The following is an 11,699-nucleotide window of genomic DNA, read 5'->3' as shown; positions in this document are numbered from 1 at the left end:
TATACACTCCTTGAATTGATTGATTTTAAATGCATCGTATACTCCTAATTAGATGAACAGGTTCAAGTTTCCATTCTCGGCATCGCCAAGATAGGTACCAACTCCACCGAAATTAACATTAGGAAGCAGTTCGTCTTCCTCTATTGCCATTATATCCATACTCATTGTACATGCTATCATTTTAACGCCAAGTTTATCTGCTTTGTCTATCATTTCCGTGAGTGCATCCACACGTTTCTTTTTCATGACGTGCTGAATCATCTTGGAACCGAGTCCGAATAGATTCATGTTGGATATCGGAAGCTTAGAGGCTGATTTCGGCATCATCATGCTGAAAGCTTTATCGAGCCCTGTCTTTTTCTTTCTTGGGGCATTCGGGTCCTTAATGACGTTTAGTCCCCAGAACGTGAAGAACATCGTGACATCTTTGCCCATACTTTTAGCGCCTGTGGCGATGATGAAGGAAGCTAATGCTTTATCGAGATCTCCACTGAATACGACCATAGTGGCCCCATCTTTAGTTTCAACCATCTGATGTCCCTCAGATGCAGTTTTTTCTTCGGAGTCATTCTTTTGAAGTACCACTACTACCTTCTCGCCGACCTTTTCATTTTTCAGGATAAAGTGTCCTTTTTTACGGGCCCAGGCTTCGACGTCAGTACAGAAACCAAAATCGGTCACGGTCATTTCCATCTGTTGACCATTCTTTAATCCATCCATGACTTCATTTACCTTAAGAAGCGGACCTGGACATTGTAGACCACTTGCTTCTATTTTGACCCTATCAGGATCGATGGTGAGATTCTTCTCTAAAGGTTGATTTCCAGCAGTCGTTTCATCAGCGCTGTCATACTTTCCGTTGTACTGGCTATAACCTTCTTCAAGGTTGATCGCATCAAAACCGTTGCGTTTCAAGATATCTGTCGCATCAGCACCGCGCTTGCCTCTTTGGCAATATACATGGATCCTCCGGTTTTTAGGAAGTTCGCCTAGGCGCGATTCCAATTCATTTACTGAGATATTATCGGCGTTGGCGATATGTCCATCTCATACTCGAAAGGTTCCCTTACATCGAGTAGATATTCGTTTTTCTCAACTAGTTGATCCGCATCATTAATATGATACTTTGTAGTTGTGTCGTTCATAATTACTAATCATCCTTTCGCTTTTAAATACCTATAGGGGTATAATAACAGCTGAATCATACCTTGTCAAATACCCACCAGGGTATATTTTCAGGAAATAAAAACAGATGAAATCATCTGCTCTTATTCAGGAGCTCTACTGCTTCCTTCACAAGAACATCTGTATTTTCATCTGGATCATTCATTGTCTCTTTTACACATTGGACAAGGTTATCACTTACAATGACGTTCATAGTACGGTTTAAAGCACTTTTTGCAGCACTCAATTGCGTAACTACATCTTTACAGTCCTTGCCTTCTTCCATCATTTTTAAAGCACCATTAATCTGTCCTTGCAAGCGATGAATACGATTCATGACAGCTTTATCATAAACTGTCTTTTCCTGGATTGAAGTCAAAGCATCACCTTCTTAATTAGTTATATATACATTATAAAAGCTATAAATAGATCTGTCAAATACCCCTGTAGGTATATGGGGCTGGCTTCCCCAAGTCAGGTGTGCTCATCAAGTAGGAAAACTGGACAAAATAAAGAAGCGGTGAACAACCGCTTCTTCAGTATACGTCGCCGCATGTCGCTGCAAGTAGTGCTTTAATCGTGTGCATGCGGTTCTCTGCCTGTTGAAATACTTTTGAATAGGGGCTCCTGAAAACTTCATCAGTGACTTCAAAACCATCCATTCCGAATTTGTCGAAAACGATGCGCCCCATTTCCGTTTTTGTATCGTGTATGGCAGGGAGACAATGAAGAAATATGGTGTGCGCTTTACCCGTCATATCGATCAATGACTGATTTACCTGATAAGGACGAAGTAGAGTGTGTCGTTCCTCAAGAGCATCTTCTTCTCCCATGGAACACCAGACATCTGTATAGATGACATCACTGTCATATACACCCTCTTCAATATTTTCAGTGACTAATATGCTGCTTCCGGAGTCTTCCTTGAGTTCACTGGCTAGTTTCTGAACACTGGTGCTCGGCTGCAACGCTTTTGGCGCTACTATATTGATATTCACCCCGAGTATCGCGCCTGTAATAAGAAGGGAATGTGAGATGTTGTTTCGACCGTCCCCAACAAAAGTTACAGTTTTTCCATGAAAGTCTCCTAAATGCTCTTTGATGGTCAGAAAATCGGCAAGCATCTGCGTAGGGTGCCACTCATCGGTGAGGGCATTCCATACAGGTACCCCCGCATGTTCTCCAAGTGATTCGACAGTTGCTTGATCAAACCCTCGAAACACTATGCCGTCAAACATCGAACCTAGTACTTTCGCAGTGTCCTCTACAGACTCTTTGGCCCCAAGCTGAATATCATCTTTATTTAAATACTCCACTTGAGCGCCAAGTTTACCGGCAGCTACTGTGAAGGCCGAGCGTGTACGCGTCGACTGCTTTTCGAAAATCATTGCGAGATGTTTGCCGCTCATGAAGCGTTGTGGAATACCGTGCTTTTCTTTAAGCTTCAAATGTTCAGCAAAGTCGATGAGTAATTCCAGTTGTTCCCTTGAGAAGTCGTGTTCCTTTAAAAAATTTCTATTGTGGAACTGTATGAGTTCTAATTGTTTTGCCGTCCCAAATAATCATCCCCTATTTAAAGTTATTAAGGCAATTATACATAAAAATGCTAATTAATCAAATAAATATTTAATATATTGCATAATAATTAATTTTTGGACTGGGGGGACGACGAAATATATCTGTGTTGTTCGATGTGTCTGCTTGAAGTGACTGATGAAAAAACCATGCATTCAATGCATGGCACTTACTCTTTTATTCAGTGATGTGATTTAATTGTGAAGATCATGATACCTGCCCCGTGCTTCAATCATCATTTCTTTCATTGCATTGAAATCCTCATTTTCAATGGCGTCTGATAAGTGGTTCAACTGATCTTTAAAACGCTCTATATGCTCCATCAGGTAATCTTTATTCATCACAAAAAGTTCAGGCCAAAGCGCTTCATTAATGTTCGTGATGCGTGTCAAGTCCCGGTAGCTGTCCCTGTATATCGTTTAGTTTCTCTTTCCGGGTCGTCGCTGTTGATGAGTGAGAGTGCTATGACATGTGCAAGTTGGCTCGTGAAGCCGATGACTTCGTCATGGAATTCAGGCGTAATCAAGGAAACTTCCTTGAATCCCATCTGTCGAATTAATTCTTTGATGATGTTGATGTTTCTGCTGTGATTCCGTTCTGTAGGGGTTAGAAGGTAGTTTGCACCTTCAAAAACCTCAGCACTTGAAAAATGCAGGCCCCGATTCTCACGCCCAGCCATGGGATGCCCGAAGATGAAGTCGACTGTGGTCGGCAGAAGTGGCTCGATTTCATTGATCAATGTCCGCTTAACGCCTGTTACATCGGTAAGGATGGTATTCTCTTTCATGTAAGGGATGTATTTCTCGATCAGCGATTTTAGAATTCCAGGGTATACTGAAAATATGATGAGATCTGCTTTTGGAATTATCTCTTCCGGGTTCTGATAGCCTTTAGAAATTATATTCTGTTGTTCTGCATAAAGGAGTGCCTCCTTATCGACATCAATGCCGAACACCTCATGCTCCGGTGCATGTTTAGCTAGATTGAGTGCGAAAGACCCTCCGATGTTACCAAGGCCGACGATGACTATTTTCATTGAATACCTCCATTTTAAATGTATTAAAGTAGTATAAGCGTAAAAGGGCTCCAAATCAATCCATATAATTCTGAAAATTCTGTATTGACAAATAAATTATAGGTGGTTATAATTGCTCTCAACACATCTCAAAAGAGGCGATTATAATGGGACACATAAAACACCAACAACATAATCGATTTTATTTTAGCTATTTTTGATGCCGTTTGTACTCATCATTGCGTACAAACGTAAAACATATTCTGTTTGTATCAATGATGGCTAAAGCATTTTGTGATGTCTAGCCATTTATATAAAATAAGTGGCTAGAATTCGGCAATATCATTTCATTCAACCTGAACCGCCACTTATTTATATAAATAGGTGGCGGTTTTTTTATCAAAATTTTATCTAATGGGAGGTTGTCAATATGATCATTCATGTTGGACAAGGTGCAGAAGAAAGTGAGATACAGGAGCTTATACGTAATGTAGAAGGTGCAGGGTTCGGTGTGAATCGCTCTGACGGGAGAAACCGGACTGTTATCGGACTGATAGGAGATACATCTAATGTTACAGAAAATGATTTCGCGAAATATAGGATTGTGGATGGTGTCCATCGTATACAAGCTCCATACAAAAAAGCCAATAGATTGTTTCACGAAGATGACAGTGTCATTGATATAGATGGTGTGAAGGTAGGTGCAGAGAATTTCATGGTCTGTGCCGGCCCATGCTCCGTTGAACATGAAGATGATATGGTGGCACTCGCCCAAAAGCTTAAAGCAGCGGGTGCAAACACATTCCGAGGCGGAGCGTTCAAGCCAAGAACCTCCCCTTATGCATTCCAAGGGCTTGGTCTCGAAGGATTGAGGATCCTCGACGTTGTAAAGAAAGAGACCGGATTGCCGATCGTATCTGAACTCATGTCTACAGAATACATCGATGAATTCGTAGATACGGTGGACGTCATCCAGATAGGGGCGCGGAATATGCAGAATTTTGATCTTCTCAAAGCAGTAGGTGAAACGGATAAACCTATATTGTTGAAGAGAGGAATGTCGGCAACGATGAAGGAGTGGTTGATGTCTGCAGAATATGTCATGGCCGGTGGTAATGACAATGTCATTTTCTGCGAGCGGGGGATCCGGACTTTTGAAACGGCCACGCGCAACACTTTAGATATTCAGGCAGTACCTGTCATGCAGAAAGAATCCCATCTACCAATCATTGTTGACCCTAGCCACGCAGCAGGCGTCAGACATGTCATCCCTTCGATGGCAAAAGCAGCTGTCATGGCAGGTGCCAATGGGCTGCAGATAGAAGTCCATGAAGAACCTGAGAATGCATGGAGTGATGGCCAGCAGTGTTTGACGCCTGATGAATTCGGTGACTTGATGCAATCGATAAATATGCTGCTCGACATCGAAAAGAAAACAGCCAATAATCAGCAAGTTATCCAACAATAGGATAAAGGAGGGGAACGCCATGAACACTCATGGAAAGTTGAGAGGGAAAATTGATGAGATAGATACAGAGATGATCGCTCTGTTTGAAGCACGTATGGAAGTTGCAGAGGAAATAGCAGAATATAAAATCGCACAAGGCATACCAGTGTTTGATGGCACACGTGAAGAAGAAGTGATATGCAGGAATGTAAATAAACTTCAGAATGATGCCTTGAAAGAATACGCCGACTCATTTTTCAAACATCTCATGGCGCTCTCCAGAAAAAAACAACAGGAAAATTTTGAAACAAGTAAAATCTCCCATGAAATATAAAACACATTACGTAGAAAGCCTCTGAAATTGGATCTAGTTTCAGAGGCTTTTCCGTTATTATTCCTCAAGTTGTGTGAGGTCGTAATAGGTATTTTGGTATGTTTCATTGATCCAATTATTGAAAAGGAGATGGGCATGGCTCTTCCAGGAGAACACAGGTCTGGAATCAGAGTCGTCCTCGATGAAATAATTGGAGGGTGGCAGAATTTTTCCGCCCGTGCGCAAATCTCTTTCATATTCCTTTTCTAAAGTGGTGCGGCCATATTCCAGATGACCGAGGACGAAGAGATCACGCTGATCATCAGTACACATTATGTCCGGACCGAAGCGATCATGCCTAGTCAATACCTCAAGTCCCTCTGTATGCTGGACCGCCCTACAATCTATTTGGGCATGCCTGGATTGGGGGACCCGGTAGACATCATCGAACCCTCTCAATAAGGGGTGGTACGGTTTGATGTTATCATAGTCGAATACGCCGAATAGTTTGTCTGAAAGCAAAAACTTACGGATGCCAAAATAATGGTTCAATGCGAATTGGGCTCCCCAACAGATGAAGAATCTTGAGAATACATGAGTTTCGGACCACTTCATTATATTGCGCAATTCGTCTATATAATCCACTTCGTGAAAATCCAGTTTTTCGACTGGCGCACCGGTTACAATCATGCCGTCATACCGTCTGTCAGTTATTTCCCTGAACGTGTGGTAATACTTCTGAAGGTGGCTGGTGGGTGTGTTCTTGCTAATATGGCTGTTCATATGCATGAAATCCACATCGACCTGCAGCGGTGTATTACCCAGGAGACGGAGAAGCTGTAACTCCGTCTCTTCTTTTTTAGGCATCAGATTCAGAATAAGAATGCGTAGCGGACGAATATCTTGAGTATATGCACGATGCTCTTCTATCGTATAGACATTTTCATTGTGCAGGTGTTCCTTGACAGGCAGACCTTCAATTATTTTTATCGGCATTTAAATCGCACCCAAAGCTTTTTCAAGGTCACCAATGATATCATCGATGTGTTCCAAGCCTATAGATACGCGGATGGCTTCAGGTCTCACTCCGCCTTTCAACTGTTCAGATTCGTCGAGCTGTGAGTGTGTCGTAGAGGCGGGATGGATCACCAGGGACTTTGCATCACCGACATTAGCGAGCAAGGAAAAGAGCTCCAAAGATTCAATGAAACGTTTTCCGGCTTCATATCCGCCTACCACCCCGAAAGTAAATATGGCGGAGGCGCCTTTCGGAAGATATTTTTTCTGAAGAGCATTATATTTACTGGACTTAAGGCCCGCATAATCCACCCATTGTACTTTTTCGTGATCTTCGAGATATTCTGCTACGGCTTTTGCATTTTCAACATGTCTTTCCATCCTTAAAGATAATGTTTCGATGCCCTGTACCAGTAGGAATGCATTGAAGGGGGATATCGCAGCGCCTGTATCACGTAATAATGTAGTTCGAAGTTTGAAGACGTAAGCGGCCGGGCCGAATGCCTCGGTAAAAACAAGCCCGTGGTATGAGTCGTCGGGTTCAGTAAGACCTGGGAACTTGCCGTTGTTCCAATTGAAATTCCCACCGTCCACAATCACACCACCTATAGAAGTACCGTGTCCACCAAGGAACTTAGTTGCAGAATGGACAACAACATTAGCTCCGTACTCAAGTGGACGGCAAAGGTAAGGTGTGGCAAATGTGTTATCGACAATGAGAGGGATGCCATGAGTTGAAGCAATCTCAGCCAATGCTTCAATATCCTCTATATTGCCTTCAGGATTGCCGATTGTTTCAATGAATATCGCTTTTGTATTATGTTTAATTTCACGTGAAACGTTATCAAGATCCTTTGTGTCAACAAAACTTGTCTCGATGCCGAACTTCTTGAAGGTATGGCTGAATAGAGTGTATGTGCCTCCATATAGGCTGGTCGTTGAGATGATATGATCACCGTTACCTGCAACACCTTGGATGGCATAGGTAATGGCAGCCATGCCTGACGCGACAGCCAGGCCTGCAACCCCGCCTTCAAGATCGGAGACCCGTGTTTCAAGTGCTGCAGTCGTAGGGTTCATGATGCGCGTATATATGTTGCCGGCATCCTGCAGACCGAATAGTTCAGCCGCGTGCTTAGTATCATCGAATACATAAGAAGTGGTCTGATAGATTGGGAGCGCGCGTGATTTGGTGTCTGTATCTACTTCCTGGCCTGCATGCAACTGTTTTGTTTCAAATCGATAGTGTTTCGACATTTCCATACCTCCAGATAATATATTAAAATTAAAAAGAGTCTGCCCAAAGATAAAGGGAGACTCTTGAGTCGCTCATCTTTCAGGACATGCCTGTTGGATTTAGCACCTTACCTAAAAGGTTGCCGGGCTTCATAGGGCCAATCCCTCCACCGCTCTTGATAAGTGAATATTGAATTAAGAGCTATAATACTATAGGGAATGTTTAATTGTCAAACATTTTAAAAAACTTTAAGGATGTTTGGTAAAGTATCTAATAAGGAAAATGAAATGAAACAATGAAAAGGGGAATGAGCATGAAGATTGTCAAACCTGCTCCTATATATCATGAAGGTGGTTATAGGGCAATCATCCTATTGCATTCTTTTACGGGTACAGTAAGGGATGTGAAGAACTTGGCAGAACATTTGAAGGATGAAGGCTACACGGTATCGGCACCCAGCCTGGCAGGACATGGTACGGGGCCTGATGCAATGGCAAGGGTGGGCCCTCAAGATTGGTGGCAAGATGTAGAAGAAGCTTACGAAAGCCTCAAGAAAGATGGACACGATGAAATTGCGGTTGCTGGAGTCTCTCTTGGAGGGCTCCTTTCCTTGAAAGCGGGCGAAGAGCTTGAAGGTATAAAAGGAATAGTGGCGATGTCGGTACCTATGGATAAGGATAGTGATGGCATCAACAGAAGAATGATAGATTACACACGCAATTTCATGAAGTTCGTTGGGCATTCGAATGAAGAGATAGAAGAAAAGGTTAAGGAAATCGAAGAAGCGCCTATGGAGGGCCTAAAAGATTTCAAAACAATGATTGATGAAGTACATGGGCGTTTATCGGCAATCGATGTGCCTGTAGCGGTAAAATACGGTGAGAGAGATGCTGAGTCGTATAGGGATAGTGCGCTGCAGATTTATGATGAATTGCAGATCGAAGAAAAACATGTCAAAGGATATTCAGATACAAGCCATCTCATGACTCGTAGCCGGGAACAGGAAATACTTTTTGAAGACATTATCAGATTTATGGACGGCCTATCGTGGAAGCGCTAAAGATATATAGGATGTAGCTACAGAGTGAATGACTCCAAAGCTCGTGCGCTTGAAATTCCCTAGGAAAACAGTTAAACTTTACAATAAATTCATATGAAGCCGTCTAGGGTTCCGCCATCTAATGGGACTGGTCCGAGAGATGGCGCATGAGCGGATCATGACACGGAGGGATAAAAGCCTGGGAGAGAAATCTATTTTCTCCCGGGCTTTTTTTACGGATTAGGAGGAAAATGATGAATATACAATGGATAAAAGTATTTATTGCAAGTGTTTTTGAAGTAGGGTGGGTGATTGGTTTGACCCACTCAACTTCATGGTATCATTGGCTGTTTACAGGCATTGCGATTTTTGTCAGCTTCTACTTGATGATTAATGCAGGAGAATATCTTCCAGTAGGTACAGTCTATGCAGTTTTTGTAGGACTGGGTGCATTCGGGACTGTGCTCTCTGAAATCATCTTGTTCGGGCACCCTTTCTACCATTGAAGATCACTTTGATTTCATTGATATTGATTGGGGTAATAGGGTTGAAGATAGTTACAGATGGCAAGGAAAGGCAGGGGGTTAGTATGGCGTGGATATCACTTATAGTAGCTGGAATGTTTGAAGTATGCGGTGTGCTTTCCATCAATAAATTGCATAACGACAAATCGCTCCCTGCCCTATTCCTCCTACTCCTATGCTTTGGCTTATCCTTCTTCTTCCTGGCAGTCGCATTGGAAACATTGCCGATGGGTGTGACGTATGCTGTGTGGACGGGAATAGGGGCCTCCGGAGGCGCACTTCTTGGGATGTTCTTCTTCGGGGAGTCCAGAGATTGGCGACGCATCTTTTTCATACTATTGATTATTTCTGCTGTTGTAGGATTGAAACTCATTTCCTAGGAGCAATCTAAGATTAAAGGGAACTATTGTGGCAGATTGTTAGAGAAAGAGGCCGCTTTCAATAGAAGCGGCTTCTACACATCAGTCCAGGTATTTTTCCAGATTGGTGTTATTTGTCACGATTAAAACTGTCTCTCCTTCATTGGAACTAGTTGCATAACGCTCGGCCTCATCTTCGCTGAAACCGAAATCCTGGAATTGTTTTCTCATGGTTGTATCCCTTTCTTCTAAAGCAGCATTTATACTTTCTTTGACTCCCATTTCAATGACCCCGGCTGTGTTGATACCCATTTTGCTGACAATTTCCTTGGTGTAATCATAATCATATGAAAGGATATAGATATCACTGCGATTTACATTGTTAGTGATAAGCGTGTCTACGGCTTTTTGGAAGACATCCTGATCTTTATAGAGTCTAATGAATGGTTTCATGAAATTTCCCCCAATCCATCTACATAATCCCTATTGAATTCCCGGTAGATAATTCAACTAAACATAAGGACTCCTACCATAATTTTAAGCTACATTTGCAAAAGTGTGGCTATATACAAGCATTGACAAAACTTTGCTCACTCTTTAGTATTACAATATTATAATTCCCAAAGAACGGAAGGTGTCTGATTGTGAACGCAGTTCTGATTGCAGTACTGGTAATGATATTATTGAGCCTATTTAGATTGAATGTGGTATTGGCCCTTTTCATAGGCGCACTTGCTGGTGGTCTTGTGGCCGGCATGGGGTATGGAGAGGTTATCAGCATCTTTACGGAAGGAATCGTTGGTGGTGCAGAGATAGCGTTGAGCTATGCATTGCTTGGCGGATTTGCAGCTTTAATCGCCTATAGCGGCATCACGGAAGTGCTGGTGGGTTTCATCATCAGAACCCTGAAAAAAGAACAATCCAAAAAAGCACGGATTGTCGCCAAAGTGTCGATTGTTTTTGCCTTATTGGCAATCTCCATAATGAGCCAAACTTGATTCCGGTACATATTGCCTTTATCCCCATATTAATCCCGCCTTTGCTGAGTCTGATGAATGAACTTGGATTTGACCGTCGTCTCATCGCAGTCGTTTTGACTTTCGGATTGACCTTCCCCTATGTTGTGCTGCCTATCGGATTTGGACAGATATTCCAAAATACCATCGTGACCGGGTTCCAATCAGCAGGGGTGGAAATTGCTTTTAGCGAAGTCGCTCCTGCGCTTATCATACCCGCGGCTGGCTTCGTAGCAGGACTGGCTGTTGCACTGTTCTTCTATAGGAAACGCCGTTATTATAAAACGATTGAAATTGGTGACGACACGCCTAAACAAATCAACGGCAAGACCATAACCATTGCGATAATCGCAATCATTATAACGTTCAGCGTTCAAATAATGACCGATTCCATGATATTTGGGGCTTTGGCTGGAATAATGGTCTTCTTCTTATCTTTCCAGTTCAAATGGCAACAGCTTGATGATGAATTGGTAGCCGGCATTAAAATGATGGCGTATATCGGCATTGTAATGCTTGCAGCAAACGGATTTGCGTCTGTCATATCAGAAACCGGACATGTCAATTCGTTGGTTGATGGCATCGCAGGTGCACTGGAAGACCAAAAGGTTCTGATAGTCATTTCAATGCTTCTCGTTGGACTGGTCGTCACTATGGGGATAGGATCGTCATTTGCTACAATACCGATCATCTCAAGCATTTTTATTCCGATGGGGTTGGAACTTGGACTATCGATCACTGCCATTATTGCAATCATTGGCACGGCTGGTGCTCTCGGAGATGCAGGCTCACCTGCTTCCGATTCGACACTTGGTCCGACCGCAGGGTTAAGTGCAGACGGCCAGCACAATCATATATGGGATACTTGTGTACCCACCTTCGTTTTCCTTAATATCCCAGTCCTCATTGCCGGATTTGTTGCAGGAATGGTGCTATAGGTTGGAGAGCATCTGCTTTTCTAATAGTGGATTAATGGAGAGTTGAGGAGTGACA

12 protein-coding genes, 2 pseudogenes and 2 riboswitches are annotated in these 11,699 nt (G+C 42.8%); of the genes and pseudogenes, 6 read left to right on the top strand and 8 right to left on the bottom strand.

Annotated features, from left to right (window positions below):
- Positions 1-48: 48 nt before the first annotated feature.
- The 5 genes from ACYF68_RS00725 to ACYF68_RS00705 all read right to left on the bottom strand — a co-directional run bounded on the left by ACYF68_RS00725 (position 49) and on the right by ACYF68_RS00705 (position 3,775).
- Positions 49-1,005, bottom strand: coding sequence for a DsrE/DsrF/DrsH-like family protein (locus ACYF68_RS00725; protein ID WP_461045065.1), 957 nt, complete (start codon positions 1,003-1,005; stop codon positions 49-51).
- Between the two features lie 253 nt (positions 1,006-1,258).
- Positions 1,259-1,501: a metal-sensitive transcriptional regulator gene (locus tag ACYF68_RS00720; protein WP_461047429.1), complete on the bottom strand. Its 243-nt coding sequence runs from the start codon at positions 1,499-1,501 to the stop codon at positions 1,259-1,261.
- Between the two features lie 199 nt (positions 1,502-1,700).
- Entirely contained in the window at positions 1,701-2,696 is a 996-nt protein-coding gene (gene argF, locus ACYF68_RS00715; protein WP_461047427.1) for an ornithine carbamoyltransferase, read from the bottom strand.
- Between the two features lie 237 nt (positions 2,697-2,933).
- Positions 2,934-3,131 carry a prephenate dehydrogenase dimerization domain-containing protein gene (locus tag ACYF68_RS00710; RefSeq protein WP_461045064.1) on the bottom strand — a complete coding sequence of 66 codons (198 nt, stop codon included), beginning with the start codon at positions 3,129-3,131 and terminating at the stop codon, positions 2,934-2,936.
- On the bottom strand, positions 3,128-3,775 hold the full coding sequence (locus ACYF68_RS00705) for a prephenate dehydrogenase (RefSeq protein WP_461045063.1): 648 nt from the start codon (positions 3,773-3,775) through the stop codon (positions 3,128-3,130). Before ACYF68_RS00705 ends, ACYF68_RS00710 begins: the two co-directional genes overlap by 4 nt.
- Positions 3,776-4,184: 409 nt before the next feature.
- On the opposite strand from ACYF68_RS00705, the gene aroF reads away from it, so the two are divergent.
- Both aroF and ACYF68_RS00695 read left to right on the top strand, forming a co-directional pair.
- Entirely contained in the window at positions 4,185-5,222 is a 1,038-nt protein-coding gene (gene aroF / locus ACYF68_RS00700) for a 3-deoxy-7-phosphoheptulonate synthase (RefSeq protein WP_461045061.1), read from the top strand.
- Between the two features lie 19 nt (positions 5,223-5,241).
- Positions 5,242-5,535 carry a chorismate mutase gene (locus tag ACYF68_RS00695; RefSeq protein ID WP_461045059.1) on the top strand — a complete coding sequence of 98 codons (294 nt, stop codon included), beginning with the start codon at positions 5,242-5,244 and terminating at the stop codon, positions 5,533-5,535.
- A gap of 57 nt (positions 5,536-5,592) precedes the next feature.
- Here the strand turns inward: ACYF68_RS00695 and ACYF68_RS00690 are convergent, their stop codons facing one another.
- Both ACYF68_RS00690 and ACYF68_RS00685 read right to left on the bottom strand, forming a co-directional pair.
- Positions 5,593-6,510: a homoserine O-succinyltransferase gene (locus ACYF68_RS00690; protein ID WP_461045058.1), complete on the bottom strand. Its 918-nt coding sequence runs from the start codon at positions 6,508-6,510 to the stop codon at positions 5,593-5,595.
- Positions 6,511-7,788 carry an O-acetylhomoserine aminocarboxypropyltransferase/cysteine synthase family protein gene (locus ACYF68_RS00685; RefSeq protein WP_461045056.1) on the bottom strand — a complete coding sequence of 426 codons (1,278 nt, stop codon included), beginning with the start codon at positions 7,786-7,788 and terminating at the stop codon, positions 6,511-6,513.
- Positions 7,789-7,857: 69 nt separating this feature from the next.
- Positions 7,858-7,953, bottom strand: a riboswitch (SAM riboswitch).
- A gap of 128 nt (positions 7,954-8,081) precedes the next feature.
- Between ACYF68_RS00685 and ACYF68_RS00680 the strand changes: the two genes are divergently transcribed.
- From ACYF68_RS00680 to ACYF68_RS00670, 3 genes and pseudogenes are all read left to right on the top strand, one after another.
- On the top strand, positions 8,082-8,828 hold the full coding sequence (locus ACYF68_RS00680; RefSeq protein ID WP_461045054.1) for an alpha/beta hydrolase: 747 nt from the start codon (positions 8,082-8,084) through the stop codon (positions 8,826-8,828).
- A gap of 92 nt (positions 8,829-8,920) precedes the next feature.
- Positions 8,921-9,015: riboswitch (guanidine-I (ykkC/yxkD leader) on the top strand.
- Positions 9,016-9,061: 46 nt separating this feature from the next.
- Positions 9,062-9,390, top strand: a pseudogene (locus ACYF68_RS00675) (DMT family transporter); the annotation flags it as partial.
- Positions 9,391-9,396: 6 nt separating this feature from the next.
- Complete coding sequence (locus ACYF68_RS00670; RefSeq protein WP_461047425.1) at positions 9,397-9,711, top strand: DMT family transporter; 315 nt, start codon at positions 9,397-9,399, stop codon at positions 9,709-9,711.
- 81 nt (positions 9,712-9,792) lie between these two features.
- On the opposite strand, the gene ACYF68_RS00665 is transcribed toward ACYF68_RS00670, so the two are convergent.
- Positions 9,793-10,143, bottom strand: a complete 351-nt coding sequence (locus ACYF68_RS00665) for a general stress protein (protein WP_461045052.1) — start codon at positions 10,141-10,143, stop codon at positions 9,793-9,795.
- 188 nt (positions 10,144-10,331) lie between these two features.
- Here ACYF68_RS00665 and ACYF68_RS00660 point away from each other — a divergent pair.
- A pseudogene (locus ACYF68_RS00660) lies at positions 10,332-11,644 on the top strand (Na+/H+ antiporter family protein).
- Positions 11,645-11,699 lie beyond the last annotated feature (55 nt).

This window comes from Salinicoccus sp. CNSTN-B1 (assembly GCF_054792835.1).
This window is presented reverse-complemented; position numbering and strand designations above follow the sequence as displayed.

Excerpts from the sequence above, each read along its gene's own strand:
- ACYF68_RS00720 (WP_461047429.1), bottom strand. The coding sequence starts at position 1,501 with ATGAATCGTATTCATCGCTTGCAAGGACAGATTAATGGTGCTTTAAAA.
- ACYF68_RS00705 (WP_461045063.1), bottom strand. The coding sequence starts at position 3,775 with ATGAAAATAGTCATCGTCGGCCTTGGTAACATCGGAGGGTCTTTCGCA.
- aroF (WP_461045061.1), top strand. The coding sequence starts at position 4,185 with ATGATCATTCATGTTGGACAAGGTGCAGAAGAAAGTGAGATACAGGAG.
- ACYF68_RS00695 (WP_461045059.1), top strand. The coding sequence starts at position 5,242 with ATGAACACTCATGGAAAGTTGAGAGGGAAAATTGATGAGATAGATACA.
- ACYF68_RS00690 (WP_461045058.1), bottom strand. The coding sequence starts at position 6,510 with ATGCCGATAAAAATAATTGAAGGTCTGCCTGTCAAGGAACACCTGCAC.
- ACYF68_RS00685 (WP_461045056.1), bottom strand. The coding sequence starts at position 7,788 with ATGTCGAAACACTATCGATTTGAAACAAAACAGTTGCATGCAGGCCAG.
- ACYF68_RS00680 (WP_461045054.1), top strand. The coding sequence starts at position 8,082 with ATGAAGATTGTCAAACCTGCTCCTATATATCATGAAGGTGGTTATAGG.
- ACYF68_RS00670 (WP_461047425.1), top strand. The coding sequence starts at position 9,397 with ATGGCGTGGATATCACTTATAGTAGCTGGAATGTTTGAAGTATGCGGT.
- ACYF68_RS00665 (WP_461045052.1), bottom strand. The coding sequence starts at position 10,143 with ATGAAACCATTCATTAGACTCTATAAAGATCAGGATGTCTTCCAAAAA.